Source organism: Natronospirillum operosum, from assembly GCF_004768465.1.
GTDB lineage: Bacteria > Pseudomonadota > Gammaproteobacteria > Pseudomonadales > Natronospirillaceae > Natronospirillum > Natronospirillum operosum.
In genome coordinates this window covers 11,580-33,666 of sequence record NZ_SRMF01000007.1, presented here as the reverse complement: position 1 = coordinate 33,666, position 22,087 = coordinate 11,580, and the positions used below count along the sequence as shown (strand labels likewise).

At 61.1% G+C, this 22,087-nt stretch carries 17 protein-coding genes; 9 read left to right on the top strand and 8 right to left on the bottom strand.

The window, feature by feature from the left end; translation table 11 throughout:
- Positions 1 to 33: 33 nt before the first annotated feature.
- Positions 34 to 2,952 carry a class I adenylate cyclase gene (locus E4656_RS14760; RefSeq protein WP_167856079.1) on the bottom strand — a complete coding sequence of 973 codons (2,919 nt, stop codon included), beginning with the start codon at positions 2,950 to 2,952 and terminating at the stop codon, positions 34 to 36.
- A 60-nt stretch (positions 2,953 to 3,012) separates the two neighbouring features.
- Here E4656_RS14760 and E4656_RS14755 point away from each other — a divergent pair, with 60 nt between their 5' ends.
- From E4656_RS14755 to E4656_RS14730, 6 genes are all read left to right on the top strand, one after another.
- Positions 3,013 to 3,762 (top strand): response regulator, encoded by a 750-nt coding sequence (locus tag E4656_RS14755; protein ID WP_338090048.1) that lies wholly within the window; start codon positions 3,013 to 3,015, stop codon positions 3,760 to 3,762.
- Positions 3,759 to 5,228, top strand: a complete 1,470-nt coding sequence (locus tag E4656_RS14750) for an ATP-binding protein (RefSeq protein ID WP_135484068.1) — start codon at positions 3,759 to 3,761, stop codon at positions 5,226 to 5,228. The genes E4656_RS14755 and E4656_RS14750 overlap by 4 nt, the downstream gene beginning before the upstream one ends.
- A gap of 275 nt (positions 5,229 to 5,503) precedes the next feature.
- Entirely contained in the window at positions 5,504 to 6,757 is a 1,254-nt protein-coding gene (locus tag E4656_RS14745; RefSeq protein ID WP_135484067.1) for an ABC transporter substrate-binding protein, read from the top strand.
- Positions 6,758 to 6,850: 93 nt separating this feature from the next.
- Entirely contained in the window at positions 6,851 to 7,792 is a 942-nt protein-coding gene (locus E4656_RS14740) for a carbohydrate ABC transporter permease (protein WP_135484066.1), read from the top strand.
- Positions 7,782 to 8,663, top strand: coding sequence for a carbohydrate ABC transporter permease (locus E4656_RS14735; protein WP_135484065.1), 882 nt, complete (start codon positions 7,782 to 7,784; stop codon positions 8,661 to 8,663). The genes E4656_RS14740 and E4656_RS14735 overlap by 11 nt, the downstream gene beginning before the upstream one ends.
- A gap of 13 nt (positions 8,664 to 8,676) precedes the next feature.
- The gene (locus E4656_RS14730; protein ID WP_135484064.1) at positions 8,677 to 9,786 is read left to right on the top strand and encodes an ABC transporter ATP-binding protein; all 1,110 of its coding nucleotides are present in this window, start codon (positions 8,677 to 8,679) and stop codon (positions 9,784 to 9,786) included.
- Positions 9,787 to 9,839: 53 nt separating this feature from the next.
- Here the strand turns inward: E4656_RS14730 and E4656_RS14725 are convergent, their stop codons facing one another.
- Complete coding sequence (locus E4656_RS14725) at positions 9,840 to 11,804, bottom strand: CHASE2 domain-containing protein (protein ID WP_135484063.1); 1,965 nt, start codon at positions 11,802 to 11,804, stop codon at positions 9,840 to 9,842.
- Positions 11,804 to 12,532, bottom strand: coding sequence for a FecR family protein (locus E4656_RS14720; RefSeq protein ID WP_135484062.1), 729 nt, complete (start codon positions 12,530 to 12,532; stop codon positions 11,804 to 11,806). The genes E4656_RS14725 and E4656_RS14720 overlap by 1 nt, the downstream gene beginning before the upstream one ends.
- A 71-nt stretch (positions 12,533 to 12,603) precedes the next feature.
- On the opposite strand from E4656_RS14720, the gene E4656_RS14715 reads away from it, so the two are divergent.
- A complete protein-coding gene (locus tag E4656_RS14715; RefSeq protein ID WP_135484061.1) occupies positions 12,604 to 13,482 on the top strand; it encodes a hypothetical protein in 879 nt (292 codons plus the stop codon).
- A 94-nt stretch (positions 13,483 to 13,576) separates the two neighbouring features.
- Here the strand turns inward: E4656_RS14715 and glpD are convergent, their stop codons facing one another.
- Together glpD and E4656_RS14705 are read right to left on the bottom strand one after the other, a co-directional pair.
- Complete coding sequence (gene glpD, locus E4656_RS14710) at positions 13,577 to 15,112, bottom strand: glycerol-3-phosphate dehydrogenase (protein WP_135484060.1); 1,536 nt, start codon at positions 15,110 to 15,112, stop codon at positions 13,577 to 13,579.
- 194 nt (positions 15,113 to 15,306) lie between these two features.
- Complete coding sequence (locus E4656_RS14705) at positions 15,307 to 16,065, bottom strand: DeoR/GlpR family transcriptional regulator (RefSeq protein ID WP_135484059.1); 759 nt, start codon at positions 16,063 to 16,065, stop codon at positions 15,307 to 15,309.
- Positions 16,066 to 16,280: 215 nt separating this feature from the next.
- On the opposite strand from E4656_RS14705, the gene glpK reads away from it, so the two are divergent.
- A complete protein-coding gene (glpK, locus tag E4656_RS14700; RefSeq protein WP_135484058.1) occupies positions 16,281 to 17,762 on the top strand; it encodes a glycerol kinase GlpK in 1,482 nt (493 codons plus the stop codon).
- Between the two features lie 123 nt (positions 17,763 to 17,885).
- On the opposite strand, the gene E4656_RS14695 is transcribed toward glpK, so the two are convergent.
- The 3 genes from E4656_RS14695 to E4656_RS14685 all read right to left on the bottom strand — a co-directional run bounded on the left by E4656_RS14695 (position 17,886) and on the right by E4656_RS14685 (position 20,418).
- A complete protein-coding gene (locus E4656_RS14695) occupies positions 17,886 to 18,689 on the bottom strand; it encodes an EAL domain-containing protein (RefSeq protein ID WP_205849222.1) in 804 nt (267 codons plus the stop codon).
- A 115-nt stretch (positions 18,690 to 18,804) separates the two neighbouring features.
- On the bottom strand, positions 18,805 to 20,142 hold the full coding sequence (locus E4656_RS14690; RefSeq protein ID WP_135484057.1) for an MFS transporter: 1,338 nt from the start codon (positions 20,140 to 20,142) through the stop codon (positions 18,805 to 18,807).
- A 60-nt stretch (positions 20,143 to 20,202) separates the two neighbouring features.
- The gene (locus E4656_RS14685; protein WP_135484056.1) at positions 20,203 to 20,418 is read right to left on the bottom strand and encodes a hypothetical protein; all 216 of its coding nucleotides are present in this window, start codon (positions 20,416 to 20,418) and stop codon (positions 20,203 to 20,205) included.
- A 178-nt stretch (positions 20,419 to 20,596) separates the two neighbouring features.
- On the opposite strand from E4656_RS14685, the gene E4656_RS14680 reads away from it, so the two are divergent.
- Positions 20,597 to 22,081, top strand: a complete 1,485-nt coding sequence (locus E4656_RS14680) for an FGGY family carbohydrate kinase (protein WP_135484055.1) — start codon at positions 20,597 to 20,599, stop codon at positions 22,079 to 22,081.
- Positions 22,082 to 22,087 lie beyond the last annotated feature (6 nt).

Genomic DNA, 22,087 nt, shown 5'->3' with positions numbered 1-22,087 from the left:
GACTGTTCGGCCTGATGAAGCATGGTAGCGCGATCAGTTGTCGGGACGGGTGCCGGCTTCTGAGTCCGGTTCCGGTGCGGGCGGGTTGAGATAGTGGTTGAGGCGCCGTTCCAGGCGCTGCTTGTATTGCAGGTAGTGCACGGTTTGCGCATTGCCATCGAAGAAACCGGCCAGCAGTTCCTCCGAAAAACGCAGGTCGCTGATATAGCAGGGGTAGCGGGCATTGTCTGCGCGCAATTCCATGATGCGCTCCACTACCTGCGGGAACAGGTCCGGGCCCAGCACCAGCGAGCTGAATTCTTCCTGGCCCACATAGATCTGGTAGTGCAGCTCTTCCTTCAGGCTGCGATGCAGCATGACCTGCAGGCGGATAGCGTCCAGCTCATCGTCTTCGGCACCGGGCCAGTGCAGCAACTGCGGTGGCCGCTTGACGGTAGGTCGCTTGAGCTGAAAAAAGTGGATGCGCCGGCGGGACAGAATCAGGTCCAGGTCAATCTCGTTGCCGCCGGCGGTCATCTGCTGCAGTTCGACATTGCGCAGGAAACGATAGAGATGATTGAGCAGGTTGCTCACGCCGTGGTTGGGCACCCTGGCATGGAACATTGAGCCCATTTCATCGGTCACCCAGTAGGCAATGTGTCGGCTGTCGGCCTGGAAGCAGACCATGATCTGGCCGGGCTTGGCCATTTCCAGGATCAGCCGCAGCGCCGGGTTGCGGTGCATGGCGTTGCGATCCAGCACCAGCGGGCTGAACCGGCGCTGTTCGCGCGCCAGCATGGGGTACAGCTGACGCAGCCCGTCACCGGCCTCGGCATAGAAGCGACCTTCGCTGAACTGGCACAGGTAATAGGTCTGCTCGATACGCATCAGGTACCGGCAATCCTCGGCTTCCGGCTGTCGGCAATAGATATCCAGCATGTCGTGCAGCAACTCCTGTACCCGCTGCGCTGTGGCCGTGGCGCGGCTGGGGCAGAAGCAGTGCACTTCGATCTCGGGCACCGGCGCCTCGGGCTGACGGTGCAGCCGCGTGAACAGCGCCTGCAGCATCTGCACCAGGGCGTCGTTCGTGCTGTAGCGGGTACAGACCACTTCATGCCAGTTGCTGACCGAAACCATATCCAGAGTGCGAACCAGATTTTCCCCCAGCGCACTGTAGTCCAGCGAATCGATCCGACTGGATATCTTCTGCAACCCGCGCCGCGACAGCGACGACATGGGGTCCACCCCCACATTGACGTACAGCATGATCTTTTCGATGCGCGACGGCTTGCGGAAGGCCTGCTGCGGGGCCGACGGCATCGGGTGCGGCAGGGACTGCCGGAAGGTGGACATCAGCTCCTTGACTTCAAAATCGATCAGGTGCGAGCGCTGGGTATAGACCGGCACATGCAGGTGCCCGGTCAGCAGCCCGTTGAGATGGCACCAGAGCAACACCTCGATAAAGCCCCGGGCCTGTTTCAGCGGTGGCGGATACTTGTCCAGGCGGGTCGTCGGCAGGTCCACATAGGCGGCCCAGAGGTACTGCCCCTGTTCCCGGGTGGCCAGCTGGTGCAGGGTGATTTTTTCCTGGCTGAGGTTGGGCGCGGTGTCCTCGTTGATGATGTCGATCTTGCCCGGCTTGCGGTCAAAGGAGGCGTGCAGTTTGCGCCCCAGCACCAGCATGTCGGCGCGTGTCATGACGGCCTGCCCGCCCAGTTCCTGCGCAAAGCGGGACATGTTGCGGTAGCTCTGGGTGAATTCGCGCATGATGGACTGGCGTTCGGCCAGCGCCTGTTCGATGCCCCAGTTGTCGCGCTGGTCGAGCAGCGCCAGCTCGCCGCCGCTCCAGTCCCACTCACGCACCAGGTTGGTCAGCAGTTCACGGCGCCAGGTGGTGCGGCCGCGGCTGAGTGGTCGACTGAGCGCTATGCCGATTTTCTGATACAGACACTGACGCACCAGCTCCAGCCGGGCCGGCTGGCCCTTTTCTTCCAGATAGAGCTCGAGCCGCCGGTACATCATGATGTAGGGGTCGAGGACGTCCAGCACCGGTTCGTCTTCATAAATGTGCTGCTTGAACTCCTGGCACAGCATGCCACGACTTTTCTGTTCGTCGTGCAGATAGCATTCCAGCAGCAGCAGTTTGAGCAGCGACTTCCAGGGCGAGTCGATACCCTTGTAGAGCTGCCACATGGCGGCACCCAGAAATTCACCCAGCGGCATATGGTCGATGCGGCCGAAGTCGACCACGCTGTGCTCCTGCACCTTGCCGGACCGGTACAGCTCGGCCACCACCTCGTCGTAGCGATGTTCCAGATGCGGCGGCACATACCACCAAGCGGGTGTGGCGCCGGCCAGATGGATACCGGTGCGATAGAATTCATCCAGCAGCAGGTAGTGCTGCGAACTGCCGCAGTACTCCCCGTTCAGGGTTTCCCGCTCACCGCCCCGGAAGCTGTCGGCATTCATCAGGAACAGGTGCAACTCCAGGTTGTAGCGTCTGGCCCAGGCCTCGATGCGCTCGCACTTGTCCTGCAACTGGGCCAGTGCCGCGTCGGTGATATGGCTGCGATAGCAGACCCACAGATCCAGATCACTGCGCACCGACTGGGCAATGCTGCCCGAGCTGCCCATGAAGAACAGCGCCACGATATCCGGCGCCAAGTGTCGCGGCGGCGCATGGCCGGAAAACTGCCGGCTGTACTGGCGCGCCAACTTCAGGGTCTGCGGGTCGGGACTGTAACCGCTGATGCCGGCCGGCGTATCCTCGGCATTGAATCCGGGCAGGGTAGAATCACTGATATGCAGCAGCAGCGGCAGCAGGTTGACGCAGATCTGCTGCTGATGCTGCAGCCCGTGACGCACGCGCGCCAGCCTGCCCGCCTGCACTTCCAGAAAGCGCTGGCGCAGCAGATTGATGGTCTGGATGTCCAGTTCCAGATCCGTGCTGGGCTGGGGTGTCTCTGCTGCCATAGCGATAGGCGCCGGAAGTTGGGACAATGAGGGCTGTTGTTCTATAGTGTAGCGGCTCATTTGACAATAAAAACCATGATGATGGATACCCGCACCACCCAGACTCACATTCTGGTCGTTGATGACGACCGGGAAATCACCCAGTTGCTGGATGCCTATCTGACCCGCAACCAGTTCCGCGTGTCGTCGGCCCACAACGGGGAGCAGATGATGGCGCGCCTGGACCGGAACGAGATCGATCTGATCGTGCTCGACATCATGATGCCCGGCGACGACGGCTTCACCCTGTGCAAGAAGCTGCGCGCCCATTCGGACATTCCCATCATCATGCTGACCGCAGGCTCGGACGAGACCGACCGCATTATCGGCCTGGAACTCGGCGCCGACGACTACATGACCAAGCCGTTCAACCCGCGTGAACTGCTGGCTCGCATCAAGGCCGTCATGCGGCGCCTGGAAGACCGTCAGCAGAATGCACCGCCCCGGGCGGAGCAACTGAGTTTCGGGGTCTGGACGCTTGATGTGCAGAAGCGGCAACTGCGGCACGACCGCGGCGAGGTGATTGCCCTCAATGGTGCCGACTATGATCTGTTGCAGATATTTCTGCAGCATCCCGGCGAGATCATCAGCCGCGAGTCCCTGTTTCAGCGCCTCAAGGGGCGTGAGCTCAGCCCCTATGATCGCAGCATCGATGTGCAGATCAGCCGCCTGCGCCACAAGCTGAATGACGACGGTCGTTCACCGCAGCTGATCCGCACCGTGCGCGGCCAGGGTTATATCCTGACCACCGATGTCGAGGCCGCAGGATGAAGCCCCTGTTCCGGGTACAGCAGCGCCTGCGGTCGGCGCTGTCGTCGCTGTTTGGCCGCCTGCTGCTGGTCATCGTCACCGCAGTATTCAGTTCCTTTCTGATTGCGACCCTGGTCTGGATGCAGTACATCCAGAGCGGCAAGGAAGCTGATGCCATTGCCAGCGTGCAGGATCTGGCCATTTCCATGGCCTCCACCGTCACCTATTTCGAAAGCCTGCCGCGCGAGTTCCAGCACATCATCATTGATCAGCAGCGCAACCTGGGGGGCAGTCGTTTCTTTCTCAGCGTGAATACGGACTACGTGGATTACGAAAGCATCCGTGACAACCCGCTGAAACAACGCCTGATCGACACCTACCGCGCCACCTTCCGCGAGCGACTGGGCCAGCGGGTGGGTGATATCGAGGTTGATTTTGCCTACCCCAACACGCTGCGCGTGTTCAATACCGGCGTGCTGTTCTCCGACCTGCCCTCACGCTGGGTGCAGAACAACCTGATCATGAACCCGCCGGCCCCGGTGCTGGTGGCGCAGATGCAGATGCAGAACGGTGACTGGCTCTATCTGGCCAGCCTGATGCTGCCCGACCCCTATGTGGCCGAGGGCATTTCACTGTTCACCATGGACCTGGTCATATTCACGCTGATACTGGGCGCCATTCTGATGGTGTGCAGCTGGTTCATCGTACGCTGGCTGACCCGCCCCATGCGCACCCTGTCCAACGCCGCCATGGCCCTGGGGCGGGATATTCATCAGAACCCCATACCCGAAACGGGCACCTTTGAAGTACGGCAGACGGCGCGTGCCTTCAACGTGATGCAGCGCCGCATCCTGACCTTTATCAACGACCGGGATCTGCTGTTCTCCGCCATTTCGCATGACCTGAAGACCCCCATCACCCGCCTGCGCCTGCGCGCCGAGCTGCTGGAAGATACCGAGGTGCGAGAGCGTCTGAACCGCGATCTCAATGAACTGGAACATCTGGTGCAGGGCGCCCTGGAGCTGGCGCGGGGCACCGACATCCACGAGCCGGTCACCCGATTGCGGCTGCGCCCCATGCTGGAAGCCATCCAGGAAGAGGTGGCGGTACTCGGCCGCACGGTGGAATTGCAGATGCCGCAGGACATCACCTATGCCGGCAAGGCGGTGGCGCTCAAGCGCTGCCTGTCCAACCTGATACACAATGCGGTGTTCTACGGCAGTGAAGCCTGGGTGTCGGTCAACAATTCGGCGGAGGCCGTGCACATCACCATTGTGGACAACGGCCCCGGGGTGCCGGAATCGGAGCTGGAGCACATCTTTGATCCGTTCGTACGCCTGGAGAGCTCCCGCAGCCGCCACACCGGCGGTACCGGGCTGGGCATGACGATAGCGCGCAACATTGTGCACAGCCACGGCGGCGATATCAGGCTGCGCAACGCCATGGGTCGTGGGCTTGAGGTGCAGATTATCCTGCCGCATGAATGATGGCCCGACAGTGTTACACAGACAACCCAATGTAACAGGGCTGTTACATTGGGCCGATCAGCCGACCCTGCAGGGCCCGTAAACAGGCACTGCCGAACCAGCGCCACCGTGTACCCGTTACACTTGGTTGCGCTTGCTTACGTGAATTACCCGGCCACAGAGCATAGATTCGGCTCGACACGTCACCGAACGTGACGGGCAACAGCCCGGGCAGAGTGCACCGACACGGGCCTCTGCTGCATATGACAACAACAAATGATGCTGAGGATCGAACAATGAAATTCCAAAAAACACTGCTGGGTGCGGCCATTGCCGGCACCCTGGCCAGCGGCTCCATGGCCGGTGAAGTAGAAGTACTGCACTGGTGGACTTCCGGTGGCGAAGCCGCTGCCATCGCGGTACTGCGTGACATGGTGGAAGAAGAAGGCCACACCTGGACCGACTTCTCCGTTGCCGGGGGTGCCGGTGAAAACGCCATGACCGTACTGCGCGCGCGCGCCGTTTCCGGCAACCCGCCCGCATCGGCCCAGATCAAGGGCCTGGAAATTCAGGAATGGGGTGATCTGGGCTTCCTGGCCAGCCTGGACGACGTGGCTGCAGCCAATGGCTGGGATGACTTCCTGCCCGAAGAAGTGGCCAGCGTCATGAAGTACAACGGTGAATATGTGGCTGTACCGGTCAACGTACACCGGGTGAACTGGATGTGGATCAACCCGGAAGTATTGGCAAGTGCCGGTGCCTCCGTACCGACCACACTGGACGAGCTGTGGGAAACCGCTGACCAGTTGCAGGAAGCGGGCTATACCGCCATCGCTCACGGCGGTCAGGCCTGGCAGGACGCGACCATCTTCGAATCTCTGGTGCTGGCGACCGGTGGCCCCGAGCTGTACTCGCGCGCCTTTGTCGACCATGACGAAGATGCTCTGACCAGCGATGCCATGCGTGAAGCCTTTACCCACCTGCGTCGTGTAACCGAGTATCTGGACCAGGGCGCACCGGGCCGCGACTGGGATCAGGCCACCTCCATGGTCATCCGTGGCGAAGCCGGCATGCAGTTCATGGGCGACTGGGCCAAGGGTGAGTTCACTGCCGCTGGCCTGACCGCCGGTGAAGACTACCTCTGTGTCGCCTTCCCGGGTACAGAAGGTACATTCACCCACAACGTGGACTCGCTGGCCATGTTCGAACAGCGCACTGAAGCCAACCGTGAAGCGCAACAGACCATGGCACGCCTGGTTCTGTCCAGCGACTTCCAGGAAACCTTCAACCAGAACAAGGGCTCTATCCCGGTTCGTCTGGACCACGACATGAGCACCTTCGATGAGTGTGCCCAGGCCTCCATGGAGACCTTCCTGGCGACTTCGCAGTCCGGTGAAGGCCTGGTACCGTCCATGGCGCACGGCATGTCCACCACGTCGTCCATCCAGGGCGCCATCTATGACGTAGTGACCGCCTACTTCAACAGCACCAGCATGACTGAAGACCAGGCAGTCAACCGTCTGGCGGCGGCTGTCCGCGCAGCCCGGTAACAGGCTGTCCCACCAGCGGTTCAGCGGCGCCTGCGGGCTCGCTGAGCCGCTGATTTATCGCACTGCAGACTCAAGACACTGTTGGAATTCACTATGACTCAGTCACCTCCCCTGTCTGAGCCCACCCGCGCCGTACGCAAGGTCCACAAGCCCTCCCTGGGCGACCGCCTTGCCGAACAGATTCCGCGCCTGGTGGTCTCTCCCACGATGCTGATTGCTGTAGTCTTCATCTACGGCTTTATGATCTGGACAGTGGTCCTGTCGTTCTCCACGTCCCGCATCCTGCCCCGCTACGAGTTTATCGGCTGGCAGAATTATCAGCGTCTGTTCGGCAATGAACGCTGGATGGTGGCTCTGACCAATCTCGGCATCTATGGCGTACTCTTTGTAGTCATCTGCCTCGCCATAGGCCTGTTGCTGGCCATATTGCTGGACCAGAAAATCCGCGCCGAAGGCTTTCTGCGCACCGTTTATCTTTACCCGATGGCACTGTCCTTCATCGTGACCGGTACGGTCTGGAAGTGGCTGCTGAACCCATCGGTAGGCATTCAGAGGTTCGGCCGCGAGCTGGGCTTCGAGAATTTCAGATTCGACTGGCTGGTCAGTTCGGACATGTCGATCTACACCGTGGTGATTGCTGCTGTCTGGCAGTCATCAGGTTTCGTCATGGCCCTGTTCCTGGCCGGCCTGCGGGGAGTTGATGACAGCATCATCAAGGCCGCGCAGATTGATGGCGCCTCCCGCATCACGGTGTATACGCGCATCATCATACCAAGCCTGCGGCCGGTGTTTTTCAGCGCCATCATCATGCTGGCCCATATTGCGATCAAGTCGTTTGATCTGGCGCTGGCCCTGACCGGCGGCGGCCCCGGCTACAGCTCGGACCTGCCGGCCATCTTCATGTATCAGTTCTCGTTCACGCGCGGCCAGATGGGCGTGGGTGCGGCATCCGCCGTCATCATGCTGATGGGCGTGATGGCCATTCTGATTCCCTATCTGTATTCCGAACTGAGGGTGAAGAAAGATGACCGTTAAGCATTCCAATCGCCGCTACTCGGAGATCACCGGGCGTGCCGTGCTGTACGCCATCCTGATCATCGTGGCCATCTACTACCTGATTCCGCTGGTGATCATGATCAGCACCTCGTTTCGGGACATGAACGATATCCGATTCGGCCACCTGATCGACCTGCCGTCGAGCTTCAGCTTCGAGGCCTGGCGCATGGCCTGGAGTGAAGTCCAGATCGGCGCCCGGCGCCAGTTGGGGTTGCGCCCCTACTTTATCAATTCACTGCTGATCACCATTCCTGCCGTGACCATCTCGGTCATTCTGGGGGCGGTAAACGGCTATGTACTGAGTTTCTGGCGCTTCAAGGGCTCCAATATCTTCTTCGCCCTGCTGCTGTTCGGCTGCTTCCTGCCCTTCCAGGCCATTCTGCTGCCGCAGGCCACCGTGCTCGGCAAGATAGGCCTGAGCGGCACCATACCCGGCCTGGTACTGACGCATGTGGTTTACGGGGTGGCCTTTACCACGCTGTTCTATCGCAACTACTACGTCAGCCTGCCGGGCGAACTGGTGAAGGCTGCACAACTTGACGGCGCCGGGTTCTGGCGCATTTTCTGGCGCATCATTCTGCCGCTGTCGACGCCCATTACCGTGGTCGCCGTGATCTGGCAGTTCACCCAGATCTGGAACGACTTCCTGTTCGGGGTCGCCTTCTCGTCACCGCAGTCACAACCGGTGACGGTCGGCCTCAACAACATGGTCAACAGTTCCACCGGTGAGGTGCGTTATAACGTCGATATGGCGGGTGCCATCATCGCAGCATTGCCCACTCTGGCGGTCTATGTCATCGCCGGTAAGTATTTCGTCCGCGGCCTCACGGCAGGCTCGGTCAAGGGATAGAGGATTCAACACAATGGCTAATCTCTACATCGACAACGTACACAAGTCCTTCGGGGAGACTCACATCCTGAAAGGCATCGACATGGATATCGCCGATGGCGAATTCATCATTCTGGTCGGCCCTTCGGGTTGCGGCAAATCCACCCTGATGAACTGTATTGCAGGGCTGGAGCAGGTGACCACCGGCCGCGTCATTATCGACGATGAAGACGTGACCCAGTCCATGCCCAAGGACCGTGACATCGCCATGGTGTTCCAGTCCTACGCCCTGTATCCGAACATGAATGTGTGGAAGAACATTGCCTTCGGTCTGGAAATCCGCAAGCTGCCCAAGGAAGAAATAGAAGAGACAGTAGGCCGCGTCGCCGACCTGCTGCAGATCCGCGACCTGCTGAAGCGCAAGCCCAGCCAGTTGTCCGGTGGTCAGCGCCAGCGGGTAGCCATGGGTCGGGCCCTGGCGCGGGACCCCAAGATCTTCCTGTTCGACGAGCCGCTGTCCAACCTGGATGCGAAACTGCGGGTCGAGATGCGGACCGAGATCAAGAAACTGCATCAGCGTCTGGGCACCACCATCGTCTATGTCACCCACGACCAGATCGAGGCCATGACGCTGGCCAACCGCATTGCCGTGATGAAGGAAGGCCATATTCAGCAGTTCGGTACGCCGCAGGAAGTCTATGACAACCCGGCCAACCAGTTTGTGGCCGGTTTCATGGGCTCGCCGTCAATGAACTTCATTCGCTGTCAGGTGGTTGATCATCAGGGCGACGCCACCATTGCCATGTCGGTGGACGGCAAGGATTTCCATCTGCCGATCCCGCAACAGGAAAAGGGCGTGCGCGAACGCGTGGGCCAGGAAGTGGTTCTGGGTATTCGACCGGAACAGATCACCGATGTGGTGCCCCAGCAGGAACAGGCCTCGACCCTGGCCAATGTGGACGCGGAAATCATCGTGACCGAACCCACCGGCGCCGACACCCTGACGCTGATCCGCATGAACGATCAGGAGGTCAACTGCCGTGTGCATCCGGCCAGGGCCGGTGCCCCGGGGGACACCATGACCTTCATGATCAATATGGACAAGGCTGTATTTTTCGATCTTGCAAGCGGGGACCGGATCTGAAACCTGATGTGTGGTGTCTTTTGGGGCTGACCCGTCAGGGTCCAGCCCCTTTTTTATGCCTGCGGGTCTTTCGGCACGACCGGTGTATAGACCCGCACCGGCGCTGCCTTGCCCTTGACCCGGGTCTCATCGACGGCACGAAATTCGAAATCGGTCGCCGCCCGCGCAGTATCCTCACTGACCAGTATGTCGACGTCATACTGACGGGTCAGGGCTTCCAGTCTGGCCCCCAGATTGACCGGATCGCCCATCACCGTATAGGCCATGCGAAAATCCGACCCCATATTGCCCACCGACATGCGTCCGGTGCTGATGCCGATGCCCAGGCGCAGTTCCGGCAGGCCTTCATGTGCCAGTTCGGCCGACAGCCACTGTACACTGCGACACATGGCCAGCGCTGCGGCCACAGCCCGGTTGGCGTGATCGGCATCCGGCAGCGGCGCACCCCAGAATGCCATCACCGCATCACCCATGTACTTGTCGATGGTGCCACGATGGCGATGAATGTCCGCTGTGACCGGCGTCAGCAACCGGTTCATCAACCGGGTCAGTGTTTCCGCATCCAGTTGTTCGGCAATGGGGGTAAAGCCGCAGACATCGGAGAACAGCACCGTCATGTCACGCTGCTCGCCGCGCGTGGTGGCCAGGCTGGGCTGCCGGGCCAGCTCTGCGACCAGTTCCTGCGGTACATAGCGCCCGAATGTCCGTGTGAGCTGACGCCGTGAGCGGTTTTCCACCAGCAGGCTCCAGGTGGTGAAATAGACATAGAGTGCCACCAGCAGCGCCAGCAGGGCCGCCACCGGCAGAATCAGACCCTGTCGCCACAGCACACTGTGGGCCGCCAGCAGCCCGGCCCCGGCGCCCATTATCAGAAGCACTGCAGGCAGCGGCTGCAATCTGCTGTGGATCCAGACCAGCAGGCCTGCCAGGGCCAGCATCAGCAGTATTTCGGCGCCCAGTGCCCAGTCCGGCAGACGGGGCACCCGCTGGTCCAGGATGCCGATCATCAACTGGGCATGCACCTCAACCCCCGGCATCAATGCATCGACCGGTGTAGTACGGATATCGAGCAGTCCGGGGGCGCTGGTGCCCAGCAGAACCATTCGATTCTGCAGCACGCCGGGGTCTGCCCGGCCAGCCAGAATGTCGGCCGCAGACACATAGGGCACCTGTCCGCGCGGCCCCTGATAGGGCACTCTGGCCTGCCCGCTGTCCCCGAGCGGCACCAAGAGGCTGCCGATCTGCAGGCGCGTCACCAACTGCTCTTCCCCGCGCTCGGATACCCCCAGCGCCAGTGGCAGGTCACCCAGACCAAGCTGCAGCAGACGCACGGCCAGTGCCGCATGCACTCCGTCCCCAGCCTGTTGCAGCAGGGTGGCACTGCGATAGACGCCGTCGCTGTCCAGTGCCGGATTGTCGAAAAAGCCCTGCACCGGCATGGCCTCGTGCAGTACAGGCACATTGGCGCTGTAACCGACCGGGGTCGGCAGCCGCAGTCGGTCCGGCTCCACGGGCAGCGGCGCCGGCAGTGCATTGAGCTGCGCAGGGTTGTGCTGCTGAAAGAGGAAACCGCCCACCACCGGGCGGCCCCGCAGGGCCTCGGCAAGGCGCTGATCACCGTCCAGAGCCCGGGCCAGCAGCGGCAACAGGGTGTCCGGCAACTCACCTTCTTCTGCCAGTCGGTTCAGTTGCTGCCAGACCGCCTGCTGCTCTGGCTCGGGGAATACCATATCCAGGCCCAGAGCCCGAATGTCGTAGTGGTCGAAGAGCTGATCCACCAGGTCTGCCAGCACGGTTCTGGGCCAGGGCCACTGACCCAGCTCGCCGAGCGAGGGCTCATCGATGTCCACGATCACCACCCTGGGGTCGACCGACTCGGCCTGGCGGGACTGCAGTTGCAGATCCTGCAGCAGCCGCTCAAGCGTCGTGAGCGGAGCCAGCGACCAACTGCCCAGCGAATGGCCGAGCAGCAGCACCAGTATGAGCAGACTGCCAAGATAGCGGATCAGGCGCGCCATCAGTAGCGCCGCCGCGGCCCCTGATAGTCCTGCCGCATCAGGTTGAACGGAGGCTGCCTTCCGACCAGTGATTCGATCAGAGCCAGTTCTTCATCGGTATGATTGATAAAGGGTGCCTGGACGATCAACTGACCGTTCTCGGGCTCGCGCAGCACATAACGGGATTCATGGTAGCGCGCCGCCACCCGCTCCGTCTGCTCCGGGTGCGCTGCGGCCGCCAGCTCGGTCAGCCCGTAGCAGGTGCAGACATAGCTTCGGTCGTCATGGGCTTCGGCATACAGACCGGTGCCGCGAATACCGATGGTGGCGATGCCGGTGTTCATCTGCAGGCGGGCCTCGGGTTCGCGCTCGCCAAATACACTGAGCACCTTGCCGGTCAGCAGCCGCAGACCTGTGGCCAGCAGACCTTCGCTTTCCAGTTGCAGTTCGGAGTTTTCGCGCAGAATGTAGGCGTCGCGGCCCACCACAAAGATGATGTAGCTGTTGCTGCCGGTACGGATCAGGCTGTCAGGCGTAATCAGCGTGGTCATGTCCGCCCGCTGACCGTCCACCATGACCTCGCCCTGCAGTTCATAGACAGACTGACCCGGGGGCAACCCGTCCGGTACGCGTCCCAGCAGTTGTGCCTGGGCCCGGCTGCCCAACAGGGCCGTGGTGCCGGCACCGGCCAGAATCGACCAGAGGCTGAGCTGCAGCGAGCGCTGCAGAAACTGGCGGCGGTTGTCCATGAGCGGTCTCCTGTGCACCGGACATCCGCTTACTATACACTATACTGACGATGGGCACAGGGAGACCCCCGATGACCCCTACCAATCTCGTTCGCAACAGCCTCGTTGTCCTGACGACCGCTCTGGCAGGGCCTGCCTCGGCACTCGACTACCAGTTGGGTGTCGGTCTGGACGACAACCCCATGCTCAGCCGCAAAACCACGCTTGATCGCCCGGCGGTCACACTGAGTGCCAGCCTGTTCGACAGCGAATTCTTCGAGCAGAGTCGGAGCACCGGCTATTCGCTCGAACGCGCACTGGATGTGGAGTACATCGAGTCTACCCCCAGCCTGAGCAGCCTGAGTGCGGAACTGGGCTTCACCCGGTACTGGCAGCCGTCCCCCGGATACAGTGCGCCCTGGTATCAGTTGTCCCTGAGCGGTGTTCCCCAGTGGGTGGTCAACAGTCAGCGCCATCGCGTCAGCTTTGACAGCCGATTGAGCCGTCATCAGCGGCTGACCGATCGGGTGAACCTGGAAACGGGGGTGCTTGGACACTTCAGCGTGGCCCCCGAACGCGTCATGCGGAATGCACGCTGGGGTCTGGATGCGCAACTGGGCTATGAAAGGCGTCTGGCCGGGCTGCGGGGCTGGCGGGGCCTGTACCTCCATGGCAGTGTGGTGAGTGGTCAGTTCTTCAGTGCACGCGGGTACGACCCGGGCGGTATCGACGCCGAAGAAAAAATACCGGACGAGGGGCTGCGTGATGATCTGGACGACCTCTGGTGGTTGTATCGCACCACCGGCCAGGCCTATACCCTGACCCTGAACTCGCGCTTCCAGTGGAGCTCCCGCACGGCAGTGGATCTGTTTGCCCAGATCAGCCATCTGGACAGCGCAGTCACCGATTACAGCCGGCTCAGCGCCGGCATCAACTTCAGCAGCCGCCTCATAGACCGCAAGCCACAGTAGTGCCCTGTCTGGTTAATTCGGCAACTCTCTGCTTGCTCTCAGAGTGCTCAGTGGCTCAGAGCAGTGTCAAATCAACCAGACAGGACACCAGTAATCAGGCGCTGGCCAAGCGGCTGGCCGGACCGCGTTCGCTGCCGGCCCCTGACTGTGCGGCCATGAAAGTGACCAGACGCTCCCGGTCCTGACGGCTCATGTCGATACCGGCCTTGGTGCGCCGCCAGATGACATCCTCCACGGTCTGCGCCCACTCTTCTTCCATCAGGTAGGTCACTTCGGCGGCATAGAGCGCACCGAAGCGTTCCCCGAGATCGGCTTCCTGCTGCGCATCGTCCAGCCACAGCTCCGCCCGCCGGCCATAGCTGAAGGCCAGCCGCCGTGCCGTTTTCGGCGTCAGGAAGGGGTAGCGCCGGCACAGCTCCTCCGCATAAGGCTGCGGGTGCGTCATGTTTTCGCCCCCGGGCAGCACGGCCTGGTCGGTCCAGGGTTCGGACATGCCGGGAAACCAGGGTTTCAGCGCCGATACCGCCGCCTGGGACAGTTTGCGGTAGGTGGTCAGTTTGCCGCCAAAGATCGACAGCAACGGTGCCTTACCGTGCTCGTCTTCCACTTCGAAGTGATAGTCCCGCGTGACCCTGGAGGCATCTTCGTCATCTTCGCGCTCACCCTGCATCAGCGGGCGCACGCCGGAGTAGGTCCAGACAATATCCCCGGGCGTCAGGTCGCAGCGGAAATAGTCTTTGGTGATCGCAATCAGGTAGTTGATTTCGTCGTCGTCGATTTCCGGTGTCCGGGGATCTCCGCTGTAGTCCACATCCGTGGTGCCGATCAGCGAGTAGTCTTCCAGATAGGGCAGCACAAACACGATGCGGCCGTCACTGTTCTGCAGAATGTAGGCCTGCTCCTCGTCGTGGATGCGGGGCACCACGATATGGCTGCCCTTGACCAGACGGACGGTCTTGTCGATGCGCACATTATCGAAACTGTCGAGCACCTTGCGCACCCAGGGGCCGCCGGCATTGACCAGCGAGCGGGCCTGCACGGTGAACATGTTGCCGTTTTCCGGCTGTATGGTGACGGTCCACAGCCCCTGCTCGCGGCGCGCCCGGGTGACCGTATGGCGGGTCAGCACCTCGGCACCCTTGTGCTCTGCCAGCTTGGCGTTCATGACCACCAGCCGGGCATCATCAGCCCGGCAGTCACTGTATTCGAAGCCGCGCACGTATTCCGGTCGAATCGGCCCCGCCGGATCGAAACGAATACTTTTCGAGCCCTCTATGGTCGTGCGCTTGCTCAGATGATCGTACATGAACAGACCGATGCGAATCATCCAGGCCGGACGCAGACCCTTGTGGTGCGGCATGCGAAAGCGCAGCGGGGTCACCAGATGGGGCGCAACTTTCAACAGCACCTCCCTTTCTCCCAACGCCTCTCGAACCAGCCGGAATTCATAGTGCTCCAGATAACGCAACCCGCCGTGAATCAGCTTCGAACTCCAGGAGGAGGTGGCACTGGCCAGGTCATCGGCCTCCACCAGGGCTACCGAAAGCCCTCTGCCCGCCGCATCGGCGGCTACACCGGCGCCGTTGATGCCGCCGCCAATTACCAGCAGGTCATATGTCGTTTGCGTCATCTTCCTTCCAGCCTGTTGCCTGTCAACCAACCCGTCTGCGTGGAGACGAAAGGGATGAATGATCATTTATATTCGTTTCAAAGCAATATAATCATATTCGAACATGAGCGCAATAAAAATCGCCCCGATCCGAGCCTGCAGAGGCTCGGATTATCTGGCTGTTGTGAGCCCCGGGACCGACAGGGAGGAAAGGATCAGCAGACGTGCAGGTCGACCTGGTGCTGGTGCAGCCGTTCAGTCAGCGCCTGAGCGGGCCGGGCATCGGTAAAGAAGGCAGAACACTGGGTCAGGTTGCCCAGCCGAACCATGGCATTGCGGCCGTACTTCGAGTGGTCCGCCGCCAGATAGACATAGCGCGAGTTTTCCATGATGGCCTGGGCGATGCGAACTTCCTGATAGTCGAAATCCAGCAGGGTGCCGTCTTCGTCGATGCCGCTGATGCCGATGATGCCGTAGTCCAGTTTGAACTGATGCACGAAGTCCCGCGTCGCCTCGCCCACTATACCGCCATCACGGCTGCGCACTTCGCCGCCAGCTATGATGACGGTAAAGTCCGGCCGGGCACTGAGCATGGCGGCCACATGGAGATTGTTGGTGACCACTTTCAGTCCGCGGTGGTCCAGCAGGGCCTGCGCGATGGTTTCGTTGGTGGTACCGATATTGATGAACAGCGACGAGTGGTCGGGAATATGGCGCGCGACCTGCTCGGCAATGCGCTTCTTTTCGGCCAGGTGCTGAATCTTGCGCGTCTGATAGGCGGTATTTTCCACGCTGGAGGCCAGGCCGGCACCCCCATGATGGCGTTCTATCAACCCCTGGTCCGCCATCTGATTGAGATCGCGCCGAATGGTCTGCGGGGTCACCGAAAAATGTGCGACCAGTTCATCAATAGTCAGATAGCCTTTCTGTTTGACCAGTTGATGGATACGGTTCTGGCGCAGGGCCTGACTCATGACTCCCTTTTCCCTCTTGCTGGACCATTCTGTCTGATTGTACCGCCGCGCCTGAAGCGCACTGCCCATTATGGCTGAAAGCGGTAACACTGACCACCGTCGGGTGCCAGTGCTGACCGATCACGAATTCGAGGTTGCCTTTCCGGGTGACTGCCGTTATAAAGACTCAGAGTGGAACAAAAACGAATAATTTAGAACATCGGTAAGGCTAAGTGATGACACAGTATCTGCTTGCAATCGACCAGGGCACCACGTCCAGTCGTGCCATCCTCTATACCCTTGACATGACTGTGGTCAGCACGGCCCAGGAAGAGTTCAGACAGCACTTTCCGCGCAATGGCTGGGTGGAGCACGACCCGGAAGACATATGGGATACAGTTCTGCGCAGTTGCCGGACGGTACTGTCCAAGAACAATGTGGATGCCGATCAGGTCAGCACCATCGGTATCACCAACCAGCGTGAAACCACCCTGGTGTGGGACCGGCATACCGGCCAGCCGGTGTACAACGCCATTGTCTGGCAAGACCGTCGCACCGCCGACATCTGCCGGCAGCTGCACAATGACGGGCTGGAGGACACCTGCCAGCAGAAAACCGGCCTGCTGCTGGACCCCTACTTTTCCGGCACCAAGGTCAAGTGGATTCTGGACAACGTTGCTGGCGCGCGCCAGAAGGCCGAACAGGGCGACCTGCTGTTCGGCACGGTCGATACCTTTCTGCTGTGGCGCATGACCAAGGGTGAGGTGCATGCCACCGATGCCACCAACGCCTCGCGTACCCTGCTGTTCGATATTCACAACCAGCGCTGGTCCACCACCATGATGCGCGAACTGGGCGTGCCGGCCAGCATGCTGCCCGAAGTGAAGGACAGCGCCGCCGATTTCGGCATCTGTGCGGCCGAATGGCTCGGCGCCGATATCCCGGTGTGCAGCATGATCGGTGATCAGCAGGCCGCCCTGGTCGGCCAGGCCTGTTTCGAGCCCGGCATGCTGAAGAGCACCTACGGCACCGGCTGCTTTGCAGTGGTCAACACCGGCACCGAGGCCATTACCAGTCAGCATCGTCTGCTGACCACGGTCGGCTACCGGCTCAAGGGTGAAACCACCTATGCGCTGGAAGGCAGCATCTTCATGGCCGGCGCCATCATTCAGTGGCTGCGCGACGGCCTGGGCATCATCGACAAGGCGGATGATACCGAGGAACTGGCTCAGTCGATACGTCACGACCAGTCGGAGATCATGGTACCCGCCTTCACCGGTCTGGGTGCCCCCTACTGGGACCCAGATGCCCGGGCTGCCATCTTCGGTATGACACGGGATACCGGCGTCGCCCAGATGGTGGCTGCCGCTATTCGCAGCGTGGCTTTCCAGACCGAGGACCTGCTGCAGGCCATGGTGCAGGACGGCATTGAAGTCAAATCACTGCGGGTCGACGGTGGCATGGTTCGCAACCGCTGGTTCCTGCAGACCCTGGCCGATCTGACCGGGGTGTCCACGGTGACCAGCAATACGGCTGAAACCACGGCCCAGGGGGCCGCCTTGCTGGCGGCCTTGCATCAGGGACACTTTGACAGCATTCAGGATTTGAACAAGGTCTGGCGGGTGGAGGAGAAGTACTCACCATCCATTCGGCAGGCCGACCGCGAACGGCTCTATCAACGCTGGCAGAGCGCCGTGGCCAAGGTACAGTCCTCCTGACTGTGAAGTAAAAGGGGCCCTCACAGCGGGGTTCCCTGTTTTCATGGTAGTGTAGCACCTGCGATTTCGGAGTACTCCAATCGCACTTGTGCCCCGACCCGCGCGGTTCGGGGCATTTTTTTGTCAGCTCAGACGATGCAGCATGTCTGCGGTCAGTGGCGGCAGCATTTCGAAACCCGGGCGTGCCAGCAGATAGCCCTGATGATAACGAATGCCCAGCTTCAGCAGCATGTTCAGGTCAGCGACCTGCTCGATCCCTTCGGCCACCAGCTCTATCCCCAGCCGCTCTGCCATGACCACTATGCCCTCCACAATGGCCTGCCTGACCCGGTCCGTGGCGATCCCCTGCACCAGCCCCATATCGATCTTGATGATATTGGGCTGGAAGTTGGACAGCAGATGCAGACCGGAAAAGCCCTGACCGAAATCGTCTATGGCAGTGGTAAACCCCAGCCGCTGATAGGCCTCGATGATGGCCTTGAAATGCGAGGTATCATCCATGCTTTCATGCTCGGTCATTTCGAACATGATGCGGTTGTGCGGAAAACCGAACTGCCGCGCCGCTTCCAGCGTGGCCCGAATACAGGTTTCCGGGTCGTAGATGGCATTGGGCAGGAAGTTGATGCTGAGGTAGCAGTCGTGTGGCAGGCCCAGTTCGGTGGCGAATCGAATGGCCGTGACCCGACAGGCCTGATCAAAGGCGTACTTGGATTTGGGTGTGACCTGCGACAATACCGTGCCGGAGCCTTCGCCTGCCGGACCGCGGACCAGGGCTTCATAGGCAAAGACTCGTTGCAGCTGGTGGTCCCAGATGGGCTGAAACGCCATGGAAAACTCGAACGGCAGTGGTACCTGACACGCACAGATGTCCACATGCGGCACCGACTTGATGATGGTCGGGTCGCGGGTAAAGTTGGCTTCAGTCATAACTCGGGACCACACCTGATTTCGTGAACGGGAGGCAGCGCTGCTGGCGTGCGCTCCCTGCACTGTAGACACCGCCCGGCACGCCTGCCTAATTGCTTTACAGTACGTAACCGCATCAGGAACGGACCTGCTCGGCGTCATCGGCGGCGGCTTCCCGACGCTCATCTTCCGCATAGCGTTCAGCCAGCGCCTCCCGCAGGGGTACACGCAACAGCAACAGGCCACCGATGATAAAGAAGCCTATCACCATCAGCAGCGCATTCTGGCGGCTGAAGATATCCGCCACCACACCGAACATGGCAGCCAGAATGGCAGCCGAGCGCATGAACATGCCCCACAGCCCGAAGGCCGAGCCCGCGCGGGCATTGGGGGTAAGCTGCCCCACCAGAGAGCGGCTAGAGGCCTGAATCGACCCGATGCCGGTACCGGCCATCAGCGCCACCACAATGAATACGTTGGTCGGATCGGCATTGAACCAGTCCGCCAGCGTCTGCAGGCCATACATGGAGCCGATGGCCAGGATCCAGAGCCCGATGGTCAGCAGCAGGGTCGGGCGGGCGCCGATGGCGCGGTCCAGAAAACCGAAACCGATGGCCCCGCACAGCGCGCTGATCTGGGTGGCCAGAAACACATTGATCAGATCCCCGGCCGACATGCCAAGCTCGGCCGAGGTATAGATACCAATGAACTTGATGACGGTCTGCACCCCGGCCGTATAGAACAGGAAGGCCAGAAAGAAGCGCATCAGGGCCGGCTGCTCGCGCGCCACCTTGCGCAGATTGAGGCTTTGCAGCCAGGCTCTCTGCGCCACATGCGGGTCAATCGGCTGCCGCCGATCGCGCACCAGCACAAAGGTGGGGATCGCAAACAATACGAAATAGAGCGAGATGGCCACCATGCTCCACTGGTTCTGGCTGATGTAGGCCGCCAGGTCCTCGGCCGGGTCTGCCCGCACAATCAGAATCGATACCAGCACCATGCTGATCAGGCCGCCCAGATAACCCAGACCCCAGCCCAGTCCGGAGATCACCCCCATGTTGCGCCGACTCGACAGGTCGGGCAGGAAGGAGGAGATGATGGCTTCGCCCAGCATCCACGCGGTATTTGACACCAGCAGCAGCGCAACCCCCAGCCAGACATAGCCCGGAGCGACAAACCAGAGACAGCAGGTAAACAGCACGCAGAACGCAGTCGACCAGGCCAGCAGCCGCTTCTTGCTGGCGCCCTGGTCGATGCGCTGCCCCACTATGGGCGACAGCACCATGGCCATCAGCATGGAGCCGATCAGCGCAATGGACCAGTAGGTGTCCTGCAGGCGGCTGTCTTCGGGCACGATGTAGCTGACAAAGAAAGCACTGTAGATAAAGGAGATCACGACCGTCGTATACGCCTGATTGGCCACGTCGTACATCGCCCAGCCAAAGATCTCTCGCTTGCTTCCCGGGTTACGCACGCTGGCGGCCCCTCCCCCTGTGGTCCAAATCTTCAATAAGCCGGGTATACCGGTCCCGAATCAGGCCGGCTCAGCCCCGGCGAGCACAAACAGGGCCAGCCGTACCAGGCCGAACAGCATCAGGAGTATGCCCAGAATGGACAGCGTTACCCCGTAACGCCGACGAAACGCCAGCATCCGCTCCGGGTCCCTTGTAAAGCGGATCTTGCCGAACGCAAACAGCCAGGTCCAGCCGCCCGCCACCAGCAGGATGGCTCCATCAAGTGCGCCCCACATTGTACTTCTCCCCAGCCGTGCAGCTCTGTTTGAACAGAGCACTCAGCATAGCAGACTGACCCGCTGGACCAAGTGCTGTCTGTCAGCAGGTGACTGTCGGGGCAATTGATTTTTTTCGTTTCACGGGCTATAACGAGTTTATACGAACACAAACGAACATTATTGCGTAAAAACAGTCATGCAAGATCACTGTCTCATCATCGATCAGGGGACCACCAATACCCGGGCCACCCTGATCAACCCCCAGCTCAGACCACTGCACTCGGTGTCAGTGGCCTGTGCCCCCGAGCATCTGCCCGGAGAACGCTGGGAGCAGGACCCGGACACCCTGTGGCAGGCCGTACTGACGGTCATGCAGCGTGTCGTCACCGAGTCGGGGCTGGGCGTCGAACGCATTGCGGGGCTGGGCATCACCAACCAGCGCGAAACGACCGTGCTCTGGGATGCCGATACCGGGCAAGCCGTGCACCCGGCGCTGACCTGGCAGGATCGCCGCACGGAAACCCAGTGCAACGAATGGCGTCAGGCTGGCCATGAAGAAGACATCCGCGCCCGCACCGGCCTGTTGCTGGACCCTCAGTTTTCCGCAGGCAAGCTGCACTGGCTGTTCCGACATCACCCCGAGCTGCAGACCCGGGCGCGCCAGGGGCGGCTGCGTTTCGGCACCATCGACAGCTTCCTGCTGTGGCGGCTGACCGCAGGGCAGGTCCACGCTACCGATGCCACCAATGCCTCACGTACCCTGCTCTACAATCTGACGCGCCAGCAATGGGACACCGAGCTGCTGGATTTCTTTGACCTGGCGCCGAGCCTGTTACCCCAGTTGCACAACAGCGCCAGCGCCTTCGGCCTTGTTGACCCGCAGTGGCTGGGGACCCGCATCCCCGTGCTGAGCATGATCGGTGACCAGCAGGCTTCGCTGCTGGGTCACGGCTGTATCAGCGACGGCGACGTCAAGGCCACCTATGGGCGCGGCTGCTTTGCGCTGGTCAACAGCGGTGCGCGCCCGGTGTTCAGTCAGAACCGACTGCTGACCACGCTGGCCTACCAGTTGCCGGGCGAAACCTGCTATGCACTGGAGGGCAGTGTCGTCACCGCCGGCTCGGTGGTGGACTGGCTGGAAGAGGATCTGAATCTGGTCACGGACCGTCACCACCTGGCCGCCCTGGCCGAAACCGTGCCGCTCGAGCAGACAGAGATCATGGTGCCGGCCTTTACCGGCCTGGGCGCACCCTACTGGGAACAGCATGTACGCGGTGCCGTATTCGGACTGACCCGGGACACCCGTATCCGACACCTGGTGGCAGCGGCCCTGCGCAGTGTGGCCTATCAGACCGAAGACATGCTGAAAGCCATGCGCTACGACAACATCCATGTGGCCTGCCTGCATGTGGATGGCGGTGACCTGACGCAGCAATGGTTTCTGCAAAGCCTGTCGGACCTGACCGGCATCAAGGTGATTACCGGCGACACGGCCGCCATTACCGCCCGCGGCACGGCCATGCTGTGCGGTCTGCAACTGGGCTGGTTCGACAACCTGCACACAGCAGCAGCCCTGTGCGGCGAGGGCCCGGTCTATCAACCCAGGATCGATGAAGCGTTGCGCGATCGCCTGCTGCGCGGCTGGGATGACGCCGTGCGGCGCATACAGGCCCCGGCCTGATGCCAG

What these genes read in the sequence shown, in the direction of transcription:
- E4656_RS14760 (WP_167856079.1), bottom strand. Translation starts at nt 2,952, where the DNA reads ATGGCAGCAGAGACACCCCAGCCCAGCACGGATCTGGAACTGGACATC.
- E4656_RS14750 (WP_135484068.1), top strand. Translation starts at nt 3,759, where the DNA reads ATGAAGCCCCTGTTCCGGGTACAGCAGCGCCTGCGGTCGGCGCTGTCG.
- E4656_RS14745 (WP_135484067.1), top strand. Translation starts at nt 5,504, where the DNA reads ATGAAATTCCAAAAAACACTGCTGGGTGCGGCCATTGCCGGCACCCTG.
- E4656_RS14740 (WP_135484066.1), top strand. Translation starts at nt 6,851, where the DNA reads ATGACTCAGTCACCTCCCCTGTCTGAGCCCACCCGCGCCGTACGCAAG.
- E4656_RS14735 (WP_135484065.1), top strand. Translation starts at nt 7,782, where the DNA reads ATGACCGTTAAGCATTCCAATCGCCGCTACTCGGAGATCACCGGGCGT.
- E4656_RS14730 (WP_135484064.1), top strand. Translation starts at nt 8,677, where the DNA reads ATGGCTAATCTCTACATCGACAACGTACACAAGTCCTTCGGGGAGACT.
- E4656_RS14725 (WP_135484063.1), bottom strand. Translation starts at nt 11,804, where the DNA reads ATGGCGCGCCTGATCCGCTATCTTGGCAGTCTGCTCATACTGGTGCTG.
- E4656_RS14720 (WP_135484062.1), bottom strand. Translation starts at nt 12,532, where the DNA reads ATGGACAACCGCCGCCAGTTTCTGCAGCGCTCGCTGCAGCTCAGCCTC.
- E4656_RS14715 (WP_135484061.1), top strand. Translation starts at nt 12,604, where the DNA reads ATGACCCCTACCAATCTCGTTCGCAACAGCCTCGTTGTCCTGACGACC.
- glpD (WP_135484060.1), bottom strand. Translation starts at nt 15,112, where the DNA reads ATGACGCAAACGACATATGACCTGCTGGTAATTGGCGGCGGCATCAAC.
- E4656_RS14705 (WP_135484059.1), bottom strand. Translation starts at nt 16,065, where the DNA reads ATGAGTCAGGCCCTGCGCCAGAACCGTATCCATCAACTGGTCAAACAG.
- glpK (WP_135484058.1), top strand. Translation starts at nt 16,281, where the DNA reads ATGACACAGTATCTGCTTGCAATCGACCAGGGCACCACGTCCAGTCGT.
- E4656_RS14695 (WP_205849222.1), bottom strand. Translation starts at nt 18,689, where the DNA reads ATGACTGAAGCCAACTTTACCCGCGACCCGACCATCATCAAGTCGGTG.
- E4656_RS14685 (WP_135484056.1), bottom strand. Translation starts at nt 20,418, where the DNA reads ATGTGGGGCGCACTTGATGGAGCCATCCTGCTGGTGGCGGGCGGCTGG.
- E4656_RS14680 (WP_135484055.1), top strand. Translation starts at nt 20,597, where the DNA reads ATGCAAGATCACTGTCTCATCATCGATCAGGGGACCACCAATACCCGG.